14 protein-coding genes are annotated in these 17,692 nt (G+C 65.5%); 10 read left to right on the forward strand and 4 right to left on the reverse strand.

Annotated features, from left to right (window positions below):
• Positions 1-100: 100 nt before the first annotated feature.
• The 4 genes from CEY09_RS25395 to CEY09_RS25410 form a co-directional block, all read right to left on the reverse strand.
• Positions 101-583, reverse strand: a complete 483-nt coding sequence (locus CEY09_RS25395) for a dihydrofolate reductase (RefSeq protein ID WP_088590751.1) — start codon at positions 581-583, stop codon at positions 101-103.
• Positions 584-684: 101 nt separating this feature from the next.
• Complete coding sequence (locus CEY09_RS25400) at positions 685-2,748, reverse strand: putative bifunctional diguanylate cyclase/phosphodiesterase (protein WP_088590729.1); 2,064 nt, start codon at positions 2,746-2,748, stop codon at positions 685-687.
• 427 nt (positions 2,749-3,175) lie between these two features.
• Positions 3,176-4,147 (reverse strand): thymidylate synthase, encoded by a 972-nt coding sequence (locus tag CEY09_RS25405; protein WP_088590730.1) that lies wholly within the window; start codon positions 4,145-4,147, stop codon positions 3,176-3,178.
• Between the two features lie 120 nt (positions 4,148-4,267).
• Positions 4,268-4,711: an OsmC family protein gene (locus CEY09_RS25410; protein ID WP_006226212.1), complete on the reverse strand. Its 444-nt coding sequence runs from the start codon at positions 4,709-4,711 to the stop codon at positions 4,268-4,270.
• A gap of 123 nt (positions 4,712-4,834) precedes the next feature.
• Between CEY09_RS25410 and coq7 the strand changes: the two genes are divergently transcribed.
• The 10 genes from coq7 to CEY09_RS25460 all read left to right on the forward strand — a co-directional run bounded on the left by coq7 (position 4,835) and on the right by CEY09_RS25460 (position 17,682).
• Entirely contained in the window at positions 4,835-5,512 is a 678-nt protein-coding gene (gene coq7, locus CEY09_RS25415; RefSeq protein ID WP_088590731.1) for a 2-polyprenyl-3-methyl-6-methoxy-1,4-benzoquinone monooxygenase, read from the forward strand.
• A gap of 780 nt (positions 5,513-6,292) precedes the next feature.
• Positions 6,293-7,399 (forward strand): MraY family glycosyltransferase, encoded by a 1,107-nt coding sequence (locus CEY09_RS25420; RefSeq protein ID WP_006226215.1) that lies wholly within the window; start codon positions 6,293-6,295, stop codon positions 7,397-7,399.
• Positions 7,400-7,494: 95 nt separating this feature from the next.
• Positions 7,495-8,772 (forward strand): Vi polysaccharide biosynthesis UDP-N-acetylglucosamine C-6 dehydrogenase TviB, encoded by a 1,278-nt coding sequence (gene tviB, locus CEY09_RS25425; protein WP_085946959.1) that lies wholly within the window; start codon positions 7,495-7,497, stop codon positions 8,770-8,772.
• A gap of 10 nt (positions 8,773-8,782) precedes the next feature.
• Positions 8,783-9,808 (forward strand): SDR family oxidoreductase, encoded by a 1,026-nt coding sequence (locus CEY09_RS25430; protein ID WP_006226217.1) that lies wholly within the window; start codon positions 8,783-8,785, stop codon positions 9,806-9,808.
• Position 9,809: 1 nt separating this feature from the next.
• A complete protein-coding gene (gene murJ / locus CEY09_RS25435) occupies positions 9,810-11,159 on the forward strand; it encodes a murein biosynthesis integral membrane protein MurJ (RefSeq protein ID WP_088590732.1) in 1,350 nt (449 codons plus the stop codon).
• Complete coding sequence (locus CEY09_RS25440) at positions 11,160-12,302, forward strand: glycosyltransferase family 4 protein (protein WP_088590733.1); 1,143 nt, start codon at positions 11,160-11,162, stop codon at positions 12,300-12,302.
• Positions 12,303-12,347: 45 nt separating this feature from the next.
• Entirely contained in the window at positions 12,348-14,279 is a 1,932-nt protein-coding gene (asnB, locus tag CEY09_RS25445) for an asparagine synthase (glutamine-hydrolyzing) (RefSeq protein ID WP_088590734.1), read from the forward strand.
• 3 nt (positions 14,280-14,282) lie between these two features.
• Positions 14,283-15,398 carry a glycosyltransferase family 4 protein gene (locus CEY09_RS25450; protein WP_088590735.1) on the forward strand — a complete coding sequence of 372 codons (1,116 nt, stop codon included), beginning with the start codon at positions 14,283-14,285 and terminating at the stop codon, positions 15,396-15,398.
• Between the two features lie 11 nt (positions 15,399-15,409).
• Positions 15,410-16,552 (forward strand): glycosyltransferase family 4 protein, encoded by a 1,143-nt coding sequence (locus CEY09_RS25455; RefSeq protein ID WP_088590736.1) that lies wholly within the window; start codon positions 15,410-15,412, stop codon positions 16,550-16,552.
• Positions 16,549-17,682, forward strand: coding sequence for a glycosyltransferase family 4 protein (locus tag CEY09_RS25460; protein WP_088590737.1), 1,134 nt, complete (start codon positions 16,549-16,551; stop codon positions 17,680-17,682). The genes CEY09_RS25455 and CEY09_RS25460 overlap by 4 nt, the downstream gene beginning before the upstream one ends.
• Positions 17,683-17,692 lie beyond the last annotated feature (10 nt).

Raw genomic sequence — 17,692 nt, forward strand, 5'->3', positions numbered from 1 at the left:
GGCTTGCCGCGGAAATCTCGCGCTTCACCCATCCTACGATGGGGAAACGCTCCATTCAACGCGCGCAACTCGTCACGCGTCCGTCGCGCTTTTCAAAAATTCAGCGTTCGTAGGTAACGAAGTCGTACTCGTAGCCGTTTTCGGCGGGCTGGGTTTCGCGCGCGGTTTCCTTCCATTGGAAGGCGGGCAGCAGCGGGAAGAAGGCGTCGCCGTCGACCTGGGCGTGGACTTCGGTGGCCAGCACGCGTTGCGCCTGCGGCAGCGCCTGCGCGTAGATCTGAGCGCCGCCGATCACGAAAGCCTGTTCCACCTCGCCGCAGGCGGCGATAGCGGCTTCCAGCGTGGGCACGACGGTGGCCCCGGGGGCGGCGAAATCGGGATTGCGGCTGATCACGATGTTGGCGCGGCCGGGCAGCGGCCGGCCCAGCGAATCCCAGGTCTTGCGGCCCATGATGATGGGATGGCCCAGCGTGCTGCGTTTGAAGTGCGCCAGATCTCCCGGCAGCTTCCAGGGCAGGGTGTTGTCGCGTCCGATGACGCGGTTGTCGGAATAGGCAACGATCAGGGTAAGGCTGGCGGGCATGCGGGCGGGCAATGGTGGGGACGGCCGGGAGTCGGCCGATCAGACGGCGTAAGCGTAGCAAATTCCGCTGGGGCCAGCCGGCCGCGCCTAGCCGGCCGCACCTAACCGGTCGCGTGTTCCAGGAACTCCGTCGCGGGCATCGGGCGGCCTAGCAGGAAGCCCTGCAAGGAATCGCAGCCCAGGCCGGTCAGGAATTTCTGCTGGGCTGCCGTTTCGACGCCTTCGGCGACGATTCGCAGGTTCAGCTGCTGCGCCAGCGCGACGATGGCCGACACAATGGCGGCGTCTTCGTTGTCGTTTTCCAGCTGGTTCACAAAGCCCCGGTCGATCTTCAACTCGGTCGCGGGCAGGCGCTTCAGATACAGCAGGCTGGAATAGCCGGTGCCGAAGTCGTCGATGGAGATGGTCACGCCCAGCCCGGACAGGCGCTTGAGCACGGCCAGGCTGGCCTCGGCGTCGCGCATGGCGGTGGATTCCGTCACTTCCAGCGTCAGGCACGCGGGCGGCACGTCGTGCCGCGCCAGCGCCGCACGCACGGTTTCAACCAGGCTGGCGTGCGCGAACTGCAAGGCCGAAATGTTGACGGCGATGGTCCAGTGGCCTTGGCCGGCGTTGATCCATTCCCGCATCTGGCGGCAGGCCTCGTTGATGACCCATTCTCCGATGGACAGGATCAGGCCGGTCTTTTCGGCGATGGGGATGAACTGGTCCGGACCGACCAGGCCGCGTGTCGGGTGGTTCCAGCGCAGCAGCGCTTCGGCGCCCATGATGGGGCCTGCGGGCGCTTCATATTTGGGCTGGTAGTGCAGCACAAACTGGTCGCGCTCCTGCGCCAGGCGCAGGTCGTGCAGCAGTTCGATCTGTTCGTGCGCGTCCGCGTTCATGGACGGCTCGAAGAAGCTGTAGCCGGTGCCGCCCAGGCGCTTGGCGTGGTACATGGCGGCGTCGGCGTTGGTCAGCAGACTGTGGGTGTCTTCGCCATCATTCGGGTAGATCGCGATGCCCACGCTGGACGTCACCAGCACCTCGTGCCCATAGACCATGACGGGGCGGGCGATCGCTTCAATCAGCCGGTCCGCCACGTTGGCGGCATCGGTCGGTTCGATCACTTCGCTCAGCACGATGAATTCGTCGCCGCCCAGGCGCGCCACCGTGTCCTGCGTGCGCAGGGTCTGCCGGATGCGCTGGGCCAGATCGATCAGCAAGGCGTCGCCGGTGTGGTGGCCGTAGGCGTCGTTGACCGCCTTGAAGCCGTCCAGGTCGAAGAACAGCACGGCGAAGTAGCCCTTGCGGCGGCTGGCGCTTTCGATGGCCTGCTCCATCCGGTCTTCCAGCAGGATGCGGTTGGGCAATTTGGTGAGCGTGTCGTGCAGCGCCAGCTGCACCAGCTCTTCGTTGGCCTCGGCCAGCGATGAGGCCAGCGCGGACGTGCGCGCCTCAAGCCGGTTGTCCAGCACGGCGACCACCAGGGCGATGGCCAGCACGCTGAGCGTGACCGCCGTCACCGCGATGGCCAGCCAGCCGGCCGAAATGCCGCCGTCGGCGGCCATGCAGATGCTGCCTGCCGGAAACCCCGCGGCTTCCATGCCGGAATAGTGCATGCCGACGATGGCGATGCCCATGACGACCGACGCCAGCGGTCGGGACAGGGCCACGCGCGGCCCGTCGTGGCGCAACCGATAGGTGATCCATAGCGCGGCGCCGGAGGCGGCCACGGCGATCACGATGGATAGCGCAAACCATTTGGTGTCGTAGACGATGCCGGGCGCCATGCGCATCGCGGCCATGCCCAGATAGTGCATGGCGGCGATGCCTGCGCCCATCAGCAGGGCACCGGCAATCAGCCTGCGCCAGGGCAGCTCGTCCTTGCACACGATCCACAGGGCGAATGCCGAGCAGCCGATGGCGATGCCCAGCGACAGGACGGTCAGGGGCAGGTCGTAGCCCATGGGAATGGGCAGGTTGAAGGCCAGCATGCCGACAAAGTGCATGGACCAGATGCCGATGCCCATGGCGAGCGCACCGCCCGCCAGCCAGTAGCGCGCGGCTGGCAGCCCGTTCGAGGCCCGTACGCGATTGGCCATGCCCAACGCCGTATATGACGCCAGGATGGCGACCCCTAGGGATACGAGGACGAGCGAAGGGTTATAAGTTCCAACGAGCATTTGTGGGGTCCTGTCCTGAGCGCTTACTGCGATCGCGCCGGCCTCAAATCAAATCAATTAGTAGTCAACAGTTGCAATTGGGTCGCAAGACAATTCCGGCTGTCGACGCTGGCGATTTACATACTCTCTTGTAGGGAAGGGGGATGCGGAGGGCGCTGCCTGCGGTCGGCGCTGCCGGATGGGGCAGCGCAGTCTCGCGACAAGCGATACGCGCGGAGCGGCAAGCGCCTGCGGAAGCCGTGGCGCGCAGCGCATTCTGGATGCACGCCCGAGGCTAAGGGATGGGTTATACCGAAATCGCGCTTCCAGAAGCTCACCAATCTTCACTTATGCTGCCAGGCGCGGTTTGCCAGCCCGAGGGCAAGCGCCCACGGCGGCTGCCCGCGTGCTTCCCGGGGCCGCCGGACTCGGCGTGCCGGGCGCGATCTTACACGGCCATGGGCGCGGTGAGCGGCGCGTGATGGGTGTAGCCGGACAGCGAAAAATCGCCCGGTTCCACCTTTTCCAGCCATTCCGGTTCATAGCGGCCTGTCACGGCGAAATCGGGGATGCGGTCGGACAGGATCAGCTTGGGCGATTCGTAGGGCTCGCGGGCGAGTTGCTCGCGCAGCATCGGCAGGTGGTTTTCGTAGATATGCGCGTCGCCGATGAAATACGTGAACCAGCGCGGGGTGTAGCCGGTCAGGCGGCCCACCAGGTGCAGCAGCGCGGCGCCTTCCGTCAGATTGAAGGGCGTGCCCAGGCCGACGTCGTTGGACCGGATATACAAGCAGAGCGAGATTTCGCGGGTGGTTGCGTTGGGCAGGAACTGGTAGAGCAGATGGCAGGGCGGCAGGGCCATCTCTTCGATCTGAGCCCAGTTCCAGCCGTGGAACAGGATGCGGCGATCGCCCGGGCGCTCGTGGATGGTGTCCAGGCATTGGCGCAATTGGTCCACCGCCTTGTACAGCAGGACTTTCGGCACGCCGGCTTCTTCCAGATCGGCCACCTTGGCGTAGCCACGGGCCAGCGCGTCTTCGACCTGCGCGGTTCGGTTGGCGTCCAGCACCTTGTAGGCCGGCCACTGGCGCCATTGGACGCCGTAGACGGGGCCCAGGTCATCCGGGCCTTCGCGGTACGGGTTGGCCAGCCACTGGCTGTTTTCGTTGGCGTTCTGGTCCCAGACCTTGCAGCCCAGTTCGCGGAACTCCGCGGCGCTGCGCGAGGCGCGCATGAAACCCACCATTTCGCCGATGGCGGACTTGAACGCCAGCTTCTTGGTGGTGACGGCGGGAAAGCCCTTTTGCAGGTCGAACCGCAACGACGCGCCCGGCATGCTGAGCGTGCGTATGCCCGTCCGGTTCTCCTGCCACGCGCCGGTGTCCAGGATGGATTGAACGAGGTCCAGGTATTGTTTCATGGCGGTCCTTGTGTTCGCCCGCCCCGCGGGTGACGCAAATTGGCCGCCGCGTGCGACGCGGCGGCGCTTGATCTAGATAGGGAAGAAGGGATAGGGCGAATTACACCACGCGGGCGTGCCTCAGGCGGCGGCCGGCGCTTCCTGCGTGTCGACGATTTCGACCGAAAACGTCAGCGCCGCGGTCTTCTCCAGCATGGCCGAGGCCGAGCAGTACTTTTCGTGCGATAGCTGCACGGCGCGCTCCACCGCGGCTTGCGGCAGGTTGCGACCTGTGACCGTGAAGGCGAAATGGATGCGGGTGAAGACCTTCGGGTCGGCATCCGCGCGGTCGGCATGGAGCTTGACGCTGCAACCGGTGACCGCGTGGCGGCCGCGCTTCAGAATCAGCACCACGTCATAGGCGGTGCAGCCACCCGTGCCGGCCAGCAGCATTTCCATCGGGCGCGGCGCCAGATTGTGGCCGCCGCCGTCCACGGCGCCGTCCATCACGGCCACGTGGCCGCTGCCGGTGCTGGCGGTAAAGAGCATGCCGTTGGGGCCGCCCCAGTCGATCGTGCATTCCATGTCGTGTGTCCTTGAGCTTTGAGCGCAGTCAATGGTTGATGATACCTGTTGCGTACAATTCCAGGCACGAGAGCCCCGCCCCGCATCAGGGGTGTGTGCGCCAGTTTTGCCAAGGAGTTGTCCATGTCCACCGCCCTGTCACAATCCGGCCCCCTTTCCTTCCTGCGCCGCACCAGTCCGCTGGATGCGTTGCTGGCTGAAGCGGACCGCGCATTGCGGGTGCTGTCCAACAGCGCGACCGCCGGCCGTCCCTATCCGGCCAAGTCCGAAGAGGCGCCAAATGCGATGTCCGCGCAGGAAAAACGGCACGCGGCGGGCCTGATGCGCGTGAACCATGTGGGCGAGGTCTGCGCGCAGGCGTTGTACCGGGGGCAGGCGTCGGTCTGCCGCGAACCCGCGCCCCGCGCGCTGCTGCTGAATGCGGCTTCAGAAGAAGTCGATCACCTGGTCTGGTGCAATGAGCGCCTGACCGAACTGGGCAGCCGGCCCAGCCTCTTGAACCCGGTCTGGTACGCCGGATCGTTCGCATTGGGCGTGCTGGCCAGTTATGCGGGAGTGCCACGCAACCTTGGTTTCATGGCCGAGACCGAGCGGCAGGTGGAGGCACATCTGGAAGAGCATCTACGCACCTTGCCGGTGCAGGATGAGCGCTCGCGCGAGATTGTCCGCAAGATGAAGGACGACGAAGCCGAGCATCGCGCCAGCGCCGAGCGGGCTGGGGGCGTACCCCTTCCTGGCCCGGTAAAAGCGGCGATGCGGGCAATGTCCAAGGTCATGACGACGACGGCTTATTGGGTCTGAGAACCGCTTGCGGCTGAAATGTTGCAGTGCGCAAATTCGGCCGCATGCTGGTGCAGGACGCACCATTTCAGTGCAAATTACAGGGTGGGATTACCCGGTGTCGTCTAGGGTTAGTCCGCAATGGGTTTACCCGTTCGGCAAAAACCCTTTTTTTGGCCAAGCCATGTGTTGATGCGGGTCTCCAGGGGGCGCAAGGGAATTTTGCGGCGAAAACGCAACGCGAAAACCGGCCTTCAAAAGAGATTAAAAAAATTCTTGCATCGCACAAAAAACCTCGGTACTATTCACTCATCGGATGTTGAAACGCAGTCGGCGCGGTGCAAAACCCCGAACGCGTAGCGAGCAGAAGGCAAGCTCCCAACATGCCACGGTTGTCTCCTCCACCCTCCTCCTTTGGTGGATTTAGCCCGAGATCTTACGATCTCGGGCTTTTTTTTATGCCGAATTAATGCGTCCCTATTTTTTGGCGAGGTTCGCCCGACCTGGCTAGTCGACGGCATATCCTCCCTATGGCGGCATCCGCGTTTTCCCTGGGATATTTCGCGTGTTCCCCAGCGGAAAGCTCTACAATCAGCGCATGAAATCCGTATCTCCGCGCGTCCGCGGTTTTGTTGCATCAGCCCCCTCCATCCAGCGGCCTGGCGGCGGACGAACGGCCCTGTCCCGGGTGTTACGTTTCGTGCCCCTGAATTGCACTTCCTTATCCCTGCCATATATGGGCGTTACACCTGCCTCCCATAATGGCGGGCCTGTCTCGATAGACCAACCAGAGGTGATTCTGTGACCTGGCTGTATATCTGCGTGGTCGCGTTCATGGTGGGCGGGCTCATCGTGTGGTCGGAACGCTGGCATGGCCGGTTTACCGGCGACAGCGATCTGAACAAGCCGCAAGCGAACCATTCCCGCGCGACCCCCCGTGTCGGCGGCTTGGCCGTGCTTGCCGGCACGTTGCTGGGCCTGCTGGTGCTGGGGCCCGCCAACATGACGCTGACGTGGCTGTGGCCCGCGCTGTTTGTCGCCGCGCTGCCGGTGTTCGTTGCTGGCCTGCTGGAAGACATCACTAAAGATATCGGCGCCAGCAAGCGTTTGCTGGCGGCATTCCTGTCGGCGGCGATCGCCTGGTGGCTGCTGGGCGGCGTCAGCCGTGTCGGCATGGCGCCGGTGGACTACGTGCTGTCGTTCTGGCCGGTGTCGCTCTTGTTCACCATGATTGCGGTGGGCGGCTGTACGCATGCGCTGAACATCGTGGACGGCATGAACGGCCTGGCCGGCATGGTTGCCACGCTGATGTCGGTGTCGATCAGCCTGGTGGCGATGCAAGTGGGCGACGTGCCGATCTTCCTGATCTCCGCCGCCTTGGCGTCGGCGACCTTGGGCTTCCTGGTCTGGAACTTCCCATTCGGGCGCGTATTCCTGGGCGACGGCGGGGCCTATTTCCTGGGCTTCATGCTGGCCGAACTGGCGGTGCTGCTGGTCGTGCGTAATCCGTCGGTGTCGCCGTTCTACGCGCTGGCCGTGCTGTTCTACCCCGTATTCGAAACCGGTTTCTCGATCTGGCGGCGGCGCTTCAAGCGCGGCGTGCCGGTCGACCAGCCGGATGCCTTGCACCTGCACCAGCTGGTGTTCCGCCGCCTGGTTCGCGTGACGTTCAGCCGGGGCCGTCGCCACGCCGTGCCGGCGCTGTGCAATGCGATGGCGTCGCCCTACATGTGGGTGCTGGCGCTGATCGGCCTGGTGCCGGCCACGATCTGGTGGGACAACGCGTGGGCGCTTAGCGCCAGCCTCGTGGTGTTCGCCAGCGTCTATATCTGGCTGTATGCGCGGCTGGTGTCCTGGCGTCGCCCGGGGTGGCTGCTGCTGCCATCTGTTTTGAAGACTACGGATTAGTTTTGAGTGCCCCGGCGATTGCCGTCGGGGGCTCGGTTATCTATCACCCGACCATATTTAAAATGCCGTAATCGTTCTACGGTGAAGGGAGAGTTATGTTGCGAATTCAGGATGTGAAACTTGCTGTCGTCGGCCTGGGCTACGTCGGTCTGCCCCTGGCGGTGGAGTTCGGCAAGAAGCGCTCGGTCATCGGGTTCGATATCAATACGCGCCGCATCGACGCACTGAAGGCCGGCCACGACCACACGCTGGAAGTGAGCGATGCAGAGCTGGCCGAAGCCGCTCAATTGACCTACACCGCCGACCGCGCCGAGCTGGGCGAGGCCAACGTGTTCATCGTGACCGTGCCGACCCCCATCGACGAATACAAGCAGCCCGACCTGACTCCGCTGGTCAAGGCCAGCGAAACCATCGGCGCCGTGCTCAAGCGCGGCGACATCGTCATTTATGAATCCACGGTCTATCCGGGCGCCACGGAAGAAGATTGCGTGCCGGTGCTGGAGCGCGTGTCCGGCTTGAAGTTCAATGTGGACTTCTATGCGGGCTACAGCCCCGAGCGCATCAACCCGGGCGACAAGGAACACCGTGTCAGCACCATCAAGAAGGTCACCTCGGGTTCCACCCCTGAAGTCGCCGAACTGGTCGATCAGCTGTACAAGCAGATCATCACCGCCGGCACGCACAAGGCGTCCAGCATCCGCGTGGCGGAAGCCGCCAAGGTGATCGAAAACACGCAGCGCGACGTGAACATCGCGCTGATCAACGAACTGGCCCTGATCTTCAACAAGATGGGCATCGACACCGAGGCCGTGCTGCAAGCCGCCGGCACCAAGTGGAACTTCCTGCCGTTCCGTCCGGGCCTGGTGGGCGGCCATTGCATCGGCGTGGACCCGTACTACCTGACGCACAAGGCGCAATCGATCGGCTACCACCCCGAGATCATCCTGGCGGGCCGCCGCCTGAACGACTCGATGGGCGGCTACGTGGTGTCGCAACTGGTCAAGGCGATGACCAAGCAGCGCATCCATGTGCAAGGCGCGCGCGTGCTCGTCATGGGCCTGGCCTTCAAGGAAAACTGCCCCGACCTGCGCAATACGCGCATCGTGGACATCGTGCATGAACTGCGCGACTACAACGTAGACGTCGACGTCTACGACCCGTGGGTCGACGCCGAGGAAGCCGTGCACGAGTACGGCCTGACGCCGGTCGCCAAGCTGGAAGAGGGCAAGTACGACGCCGTGATCCTGGCGGTGGCGCACAACCAGTTCAAGGCCTTGGGCGCCGAAGGCATCCGCAAGCTGGGCAAGGAGCAACACGTGCTGTACGACTTGAAGTACGTGCTGTCGCCCGCCGAATCCGATCTGCGCCTGTAAGGATTCAGCCATGGCAACACGCTTTGAGACCATCAAGCAGGAATTGACCGCCGCGCCGCGCAAGTGGCTGGTGACCGGCTGCGCCGGCTTCATCGGGTCGAACCTGCTGGAAACCCTGCTGAAGCTGAATCAGACCGTCACCGGCCTGGACAACTTCGCAACCGGTCACCAGCGCAACCTGGATGAAGTGCGCGCTTCGGTTTCGGCCGAGCAATGGGCGCGCTTTACCTTCGTGGAAGGCGATATCCGCGACCTGGATGCTTGCCGCCGCGCCGTTGACGGCGTGGACTTCGTGCTGCATCAAGCCGCGCTGGGCTCCGTGCCGCGTTCGCTGAAAGATCCGATCACCACCAACGAGGTGAACATCGGCGGCTTCCTGAACATGCTGGTCGCCGCCCGCGATGCGCAAGTGAAGTCGTTCGTCTATGCGGCGTCCAGTTCCACGTACGGCGACCATCCGGCCTTGCCCAAGGTGGAAGAGAATATCGGCAAGCCCTTGTCGCCGTACGCCGTGACCAAGTTCGTGAACGAACTGTATGCGGACGTGTTCGCACGCTCGTACGGGTTCGAAACGGTGGGCCTGCGCTACTTCAACGTGTTCGGCAAGCGCCAGGATCCGAACGGCGCCTACGCCGCCGTGATCCCGAAGTGGACCGCCGCGATGATCAAGGGCGACGACGTCATCATCAATGGCGACGGCGAGACCAGCCGCGACTTCTGCTTTGTGGAAAACGCGGTGCAGGCCAACCTGCTGGCCGCGATGGCGCCGGCAGAAGGCCGCAACCAGGTCTACAACGTGGCCGTCAGCGGCCGCAGCACGTTGAACGACCTGTTCGGTTTCCTGGTCAAGGCCCTGGGCAACCAGAACGTGGCCTACGGCAAAAAGCCCGTATACGCCGACTTCCGCCCGGGCGACGTGCGCCACTCGCAGGCCGACGTCAGCAAGGCCGGCCGCCTGCTGGGCTACGCGCCGTCGCACACGGTGCTGCAAGGCCTGGAAGTGGCCATGCCCTGGTACACGCAATTCCTGCGTTGATTTGAAAGCACTCATCCGCAAACTCGGCAACATCCACCCGGACCATCAGCGCATCTTCAAAGGCGCGTTCCGGGTGGCCGTGTTCCTGCTGCTGGGCAAGGCTGCCGGCGCCATCAAAGAGATGGCGGTGGCCTACCGGTACGGCGTCAGCGACGCCGTGGACGCCTACCAATTCACGATGACCATGGCCACCTGGCTGCCGGTCACGATCGTGGGCGTGCTGTCGGTGGTCTTGATTCCTGTCCTGGTGCGGCTGCGCCGCGCGGAAGACGCCGAGCGCGACCAATTCATCAAAGAACTTCAAGGCTGGGTGGCTGCGGCGGGCATTGCGCTGGCCATCGCCACCTGGTTCGCCTGGCCGTATGTGGTGGACGCGCTGGGCAAGGGATTGCCCGAACGCGTACGCGGCATGACGGGCGACCTGCTGATCGCCTTCGCGCCGGTGTCGGCCTTGCTGTTGATCGCCGGCATCAGCGCCGCGCGGCTGCGCGCGCATGAACGCCACGTCAATACGTTGCTCGATAGCGTACCCGCCGTGGCGACGCTGGCCTGGGTGATGCTGGCCGTCAGCGCCGATGGCGTCGGGCCGCTGCTGTGGGGCACCTTGGTGGGCTATGCCATCCAGACCGTCTGGCTGGCCTGGCTGGCGGCGCGGGCGGACGGCGGGTTCTGGGGCGCGCCGCGCCTGACGCTGCGTTCGCCGCATTGGCCCGAACTGATGGGCGCCGCCGGCGTGATGCTGATCGGCCAGGTGGCGATGAGCTTCGTCGGCCCGATGGACCAATACGCCGCCGCCAACCTGGGCGCCAATGCGAACGCGACGCTGGGCTACGCCAGCCGGCTGCTGTCCCTCTTGCTGGGCATCGGCGCCGTGTCGGTGGGCCGCGCCGCGCTGCCGGTGCTGGCCGACGTGCAGGCCCGGGGCGATACCGCCCGCGCACGCAGCATGGCGCTGAAATGGTCGGTGCTGATGGTGGGGGCGGGCGCCGTGGCGGTCGCGATCGGTTGGGTTCTGGCGCCGTGGGGCGTGTCCGTGCTGTTCCAGCGCGGCGCCTTTACCGCGGAAAATACCGAAGCCGTCGCGCATGTGCTGCGCTGGGGCCTGCTGCAATTGCCGTTCTACTTCGGCGTGCTGATCCTGGTGCAACTGCTGGCCAGCCAGAACCGCTATCGCATCATGGCCGCCATCGCGGTAGCCAATTTTGCGCTGAAGGCCGCGTTGAATACCGTGCTGGCGCCCAAGATGGGCGCGGCCGGCATCATGCTGGCAACCAGCCTCATGTATGTGCTGTCCTTCGCCTGCTACCTGGTGGTGGCGATGCGCAAGGCCGAACCCAAGGAGGCCGATTGAATGTCCCAAGCCGAATCCGGCCGTGCATTGCGCGTCCTGCTGTTCATCCACTCGCTGCATGGGGGCGGCGCTGAACGCGTTGCCGCCGACCTGAGCGCCCACTGGGCGCAGATGGGGCGCGAGGTGATGGTGGTGACCCAGGCCAGCGCAGACGGCGATGTCTATGCCCTGCACCCGAACGTCCGCCGCGAAGTCCTGCACACGGCAGGTGAGGGCGGGGGCTTGCGCGGCATCTGGAGCAATGTGCAGCGCGTGCGCGCGTTGCGCCGGGTGATCAAGGCGTTCCGCCCCGACATCGTGCTGGGCATGATGACCACGGCGTCCGTGCTGTCCGTGCTGGCGAGTTCCGGCCTGGGTTGCCGCGTGATCGCGACCGAACATACGCATCCGCCGTCGCAGACCCTGTCGGGCCTGTGGCTGCGCTTGCGCCGGCTGACCTACCCGCGCGCCGAGCGCGTCGTCGCATTGACGCGCGGCACCGCCGACTGGATCGAACAGCACGTGCCCGGCTCCCGGCTGGCCGTCATTCCCAACCCCGTGCACTGGCCTTTGCCGCGCGCCGAACCGTTGCTGACCCCGGTGTCGGGCGACGGGCGCAAGCGCTTGCTGGCGGTCGGCCGGCTGCATGCGGACAAGGGGTTCGATCTGCTGATCCAGGCGTTCGCCACGCTGGCGCCGTCGCATCCGGACTGGGATCTGGTTATTCTGGGCGAAGGCGATGAGCGCGCCGCCCTCGAAGCGCAAGTCGGCAACGCCGGGCTGGCGTCGCGCATCTCGATGCCCGGACGCGCCGGCAACGTGGGCGATTGGTACGACAGTGCCGATCTATACGTCTTGACGTCGCGCTTTGAAGGGCTGTCCAACACTCTGCTTGAATCGATGGCCAGCGGCTTGGCCGCCGTGTCGTTCGATTGCGATACCGGCCCGCGCGAGATCGTGCGCGAAGGTATCGACGGCGTGCTGGTCCGCCCCAATGGCGACGTGCCCGCGCTATGCAAGGCGCTGGCCGACGTGATGGGCAATGACGCCGCGCGCCAGCGCATGGCGCAGGCGGCGACGGACGTGCGCGACCGGTTTTCGGCCACGCGCGTGCTGCAACAATGGCAAGAACTTTTTGACGGCGTGCGCGGATCGGGCCGTTAGGCCCGCGCGGCACGCCGTTGCTACGGTGACCACGAGAACTTCATCATGTGTGGAATAGTCGGAATTTGGGGCCCTGTCGGAAACAAGGAGCGCGTGCTGGCCGAAAGCTGCCGCCGCATCCGCCACCGCGGGCCGGACAGCAACGGTTTCTGGGAAGACCCCGAAGCTGAACTGGCCTTGGCGCACGTCCGCCTGGCGATCCTGGACTTGACCGAAGCCGGCCACCAGCCCATGACGTCCGCCTGCGGCCGCTATGTCATGGTGTTTAACGGCGAGATCTACAACCACCTGGACATCCGCAAGCAGCTGGAGCAATCCGCGCTGGCGCCGTCCTGGCGCGGGCACTCCGACACCGAAACCCTGCTGGCGGGCTTCACCGCGCTGGGCATCGAGGCGACCTTGCAGGCCGCAGTCGGCATGTTCGCGATCGCGCTGTGGGATCGCGCGTCGCGCAAGCTGATGCTGGCGCGCGACCGCATGGGCGAAAAGCCGCTGTACTACGGCTACTCCGGCGCCGAACTGGTGTTCGCTTCCGAGTTGAAGGGCCTCATGCCCATTCCGGGCTTCGGCCGCGACCTGAACCGCAATGCGTTGGCGTCGTTCATGCGGCACAACTACATCCCGGCGCCCCAGTCCATCTATCAAGGCATTGCCAAGCTGCCGCCGGGGACCTGGGTCGAATTCACCGCCGACGACACCCGCAGCCGACGCATGCCGGAGCCTCGCGTGTACTGGTCGGCGCGCGACGCCGCGGACGCCGCCGCCAAGTCGCGGCTGACGTTCGAGTCCGACGCGCAGGCCACCGAAGCGCTGGAAGGGGTGTTGTCCAAGGCGGTCGGCGGCCAGATGCTGGCCGATGTGAGCCTGGGCGCCTTCCTGTCGGGCGGCATCGATTCGTCCACTATCGTGGCCCTGATGCAGGCGCAGAGCGCCAAGCCCGTGCGCACCTTCGCGATCGGCTTCCACGAAAAGGGCTATGACGAGGCGCAGCACGCGAAAGCCGTGGCCACGCACCTGGGCACGGACCATACCGAGCTCTACGTGACCGCCGAGGACGCGTTGGCCGTGGTGCCGTCGCTGGCGGACATGTACGACGAACCGTTTGCCGATTCGTCGCAGATCCCGACCTCGCTCGTCACGAAAATGGCGCGGCAGCACGTTACCGTCGCGCTGTCCGGCGATGGCGGCGACGAACTCTTCGGCGGCTATTCACGCTATTTCCGCGTGAACAACTGGTGGCAGCAATGCGAGCGCTTTCCTTCGCTGCTGCGCAAGCCGGCGGGCGCGCTGCTTTCCGCATCCACCCATCTTCCGGGGCGCGGCGCCTGGCGCGGCAAGGTCGGCAAGCTGGGCGAGCTGCTGCGCACCGACTCGCGCGGCGATTTCTATCGCCACTTCGTGTCGTACTGGGCCGACCCCACCAAGGTGGTCAAGGGCGGCGTGGAACCGGTCTCGGAATTTGCGCGGACCATGCAGGGCTCCACCTTCGAATCCATGATGAAGCTGGATACGATCACCTATCTGCCGGACGACATCCTGGTCAAGGTGGACCGCGCCGCGATGGCGGTCAGCCTGGAAACGCGGGTGCCGCTGATCGACCACCGCGTCTATGAATTCGCCTGGAGTCTGCCGCACCAGTACAAGGTGCGCGGCAACACGGGCAAGTGGCTGTTGCGCCAGGTGCTGCATCGCCATGTGCCGCAGGCCCTGGTAGACCGCCCCAAGCGCGGTTTTGCCGTGCCGCTGGCCGCCTGGCTGCGCGGCCCGCTGCGGGAATGGGCGGACGCATTGCTGGACCCCACGCGCCTGCGTCAGGAAGGCTGGTTCGAACCGGAACCCATCCTGCGCAAGTGGCGTGAACACACGTCGGGCCACCGCAATTGGGACAGCCATTTGTGGGGCGTCCTGATGATGCAGGCCTGGCTGGACCGTTATCGCGCAGGACCGGATCAAGGGGGATCTATTGGGAGTCTTTGACGAATGAGAATATTGATGCTGGTCAGTTCCATGCATGCGGGCGGCGCCGAACGGGTGGCTGCCACGCTGGTTAGCGCATGGGCCGAACGCGGGGACGCCGTCACCTTGACGCCCACCTATTCGTCCAAGGGCACGTGCTTTTATCCCTTATCTGACAAGGTTGAGCTTGCATGGCTGGCGGATATCGCCGGCACGCGGGAGTCGGGGGCAATGGCCGCGTTCAAGCGCTTGATGGCCTTGCGCAAGCACATCCGCGACACCAAACCCGATGTGGTGGTGTCCTTCCTGACCAACGTCAATGTGGCCGCCATCCTCGCCACGCGAGGCTTGCGCGTGCCGCTCATCGTTTGCGAGCGCACGAATCCGGTCGCCGAGACGACGACGGGCACGGTGTGGCGCAAGCTGCGCCGCCTGCTGTACCCGCGCGCTGACATGGTGACCGTGCAGGCGGAAGACACCGCCGGCCCGTTTTCGCGTCAGGTGCCGGGCATCAAGCGTTTGGCCGTCATCCCGAATCCCTTACCTGCGCCCTTGCTGGATGCGCCCCGCGTGTTGCAACGCGAAGACGACGGTCCGCGTGAACTGTTGGCGATGGGCCGCCTGGTCTCTGACAAGCAATTCGATCTGCTGATCGATGTCTTCGCGCAATTGGCGCCGTCGAATCCGGATTGGAACCTGCGGATCTGGGGCGAAGGCCCCGAGCGCGCCGCGCTGGAAGCACAGATCGCCCGGCTGGGCCTGGAATCGCGGATCAGTCTGCCGGGCCGCACGGAAACACCGTGGGACGAGCTGGCGCGCGGGCAAGCCTTCGTGTTGAGTTCGCTGGTCGAGGGCTTTCCCAATGTTCTCCTGGAAGCCATGTCGCTGGGCCTGCCTTGCGTGGCCTTCGATTGCCCCAGCGGCCCGCGCGAGATGACGCGCGACGGCCAGGACGCCTTGCTGGTGCCGGCAGGCGACCGCGATGCGTTGCGCGACGCCTTGCAGCGCGTGATGGTCGACTTGTCCTTGCGCCGGCAGTTGGGCGAACGCGGCGCGACGGCGGTGCGCCATCGTTATGCGTTGGCCAGTGTGCTGTCGGAATGGGATGAACTGTTCGAAGCGGTGCAGGAGGGGCGATGAGCACCCCCGCAATGCGCATCCTGCACGTCATCACGGGCCTGGGGCAGGGTGGCGCGGAATCCGTGCTGCTGCGCCTGGCGACGTATCCCGAACCCGGCGTGACGCACATTGTGGTGTCGCTGACCGACGAGGGCATTTACGGCGAGCGCCTGCGTGCGGCCGGCGTTGCCGTTCACGCGCTGGGCATGAAGCGGGGGCGAGTCAGCCTGGGCGGCTTTCTGGCCTTGCGCCGCTTGATTGCCAGCGCGCGTCCCGAAGCCGTGCAGACCTGGATGTACCACGCCGACCTGATCGGCGGTTTGGCTGCCCGCCTGGCTGGCGTGCGGGCCATCGCTTGGGGTATCCGCAATTCCGGCGCGCATCTGGAGCGCAGCAGCCGTTCGGCGCGCCTGGTTCTGCGTGCCTGCGCGCTGCTGTCGGGCAGCGTGCCGCGCGCCATTGTCTGCGCGGCGCAGAACGCAGCCGAACGCCATGCGGAAAAAGGCTACCGCCGCGACCGGATGGTGGTGATCTCGAACGGCTATGACTTGTCGCGCTATGCGCCCGACACCCAGGCCCGGGCACGCGTGCGTGCGCAATGGGACCTGTCCGAGGATGCGCCGGTGATCGGTTGCGTGGCCCGTTGGGACCCGCTCAAAGACCATGCCAACCTGCTGCGCGCCGTGGCCGCCTTGGTGCGTGACGGCCGCGATGCCGGGCTGCGATGTGTGCTGGTCGGGCGCGGCATGGCGCCGGACAACGCCGAACTGGCCGCGCTGATCGACAAGCTGGATCTGCGCGAACGCGTGATCCTGGCAGGCCCCAGCGACGACGTGCCAGCCGTGATGAACGGGCTGGACCTGCATGTGCTGTCCAGCTGCGCGGAGGGGTTTCCCAACGTGGTCGCCGAGGCCATGGCTTGCGGCGTCTATTGCGTCGTGACCGACGTGGGCGACGCCGCCTATATCGTCGGCGATACCGGCATCGTGGTGCCGCCTGAACAGGCCGAGGCGCTGGCGCGCGGCATCGAGACCGCCTTGTGCGACGTGGCTGCGCGCGGCAGCGGGCGGGCCGGTGAAGCCGGCCGCGCCCGCGTGCTGGAAAACTTTGACCTTGCCCGCATGGTGCAACGCTATCTCGCCGTATGGCGCCGTATTTCTGGAGTCCAGGCATGAGCGCCGACCGTCGCTTGATGTTCGTCGTCAATAACCCCGCGTTCTTCATGTCGCACCGGGTGCCGGTGGCGCTGGCCGCGCAGCGTGCCGGCTATGACGTGCACGTGGCCACGATGGACGGCCCGGCAGTGGCCGACATTCAGGCCCTTGGCATGACGCACCACGCCATTCCCATGACGCGCAGCGGCAAGCATCCGTTGCAGGAACTGGGAACCTTGCTGGCCTTGGTGCGCCTGTTCCGCCGCGTGCGGCCCGATGTGGTGCATCTGGTCACCATCAAGCCCGTGCTCTACGGTGGCATCGCTGCACGCCTGGCCTGCGTGCGCGGCATGGTGGCCGCCATTTCGGGATTGGGCTTCGTGTTCCTGTCCAATTCGCTGAAGATGCGGTTGGTGCGTTCGGTGGTGGCAAGGCTGTACCGGATCGCGCTGGGCCACCCGAACAGTCGCGTGATCTTCCAGAACGCCAACGACCGCGACCTGCTCAAATCGCTGGGCGCAGTGCGCGATGAGCAGGTCGTCATGATCCGCGGCGCGGGTGTGGACCTGGATGCCTATCGCGCGTTGCCCGAGCCGCCAACGCCGCCGGTCGTGGTCACGATGGTGGCCCGCCTGCTGCGCGACAAGGGCGTGCAGGAGTTCGTGCAGGCTGCAGGCATCCTGCGCCAGCGCGGTTTGCCGGTGACGATGCAGTTGGTGGGCGGGGTGGATGCGGGCAACCCCGCGTCGGCGACCCAGAGCGAGGTCGATGCCTGGCAACGCGACGGAGCGGTCCAGGCGCTGGGCGAACGTTCGGATGTGGCGGCGCTGTACGCGGCCTCTCACATCGCCGTGCTGCCGTCTTACCGTGAAGGCCTGCCCAAGTCATTGATCGAAGCCGCTGCATGCGCGCGCGCGGTCGTAACGACCGACGTGCCGGGTTGCCGGGACGCGATCGAACCCGGCGAAACCGGGTTACTGGTGCCGGTGCGCGATGCGCAGGCCTTGGCGGATGCGATCGCGCGTCTGGCGGAAGATCCGGCGCTGCGGCAGTCGATGGGCGCTGCGGGAAGGGCGCTGGCTGAACGCGAATTCAATATCGAACGCGTTGCCAGCATCCACGTCGCCCTATACGACGCGCTGAGCGCCTGACGGCGCCCAG

This window comes from Achromobacter marplatensis, from assembly GCF_002209535.1.
GTDB classification, from domain to species: domain Bacteria; phylum Pseudomonadota; class Gammaproteobacteria; order Burkholderiales; family Burkholderiaceae_B; genus Achromobacter; species Achromobacter marplatensis.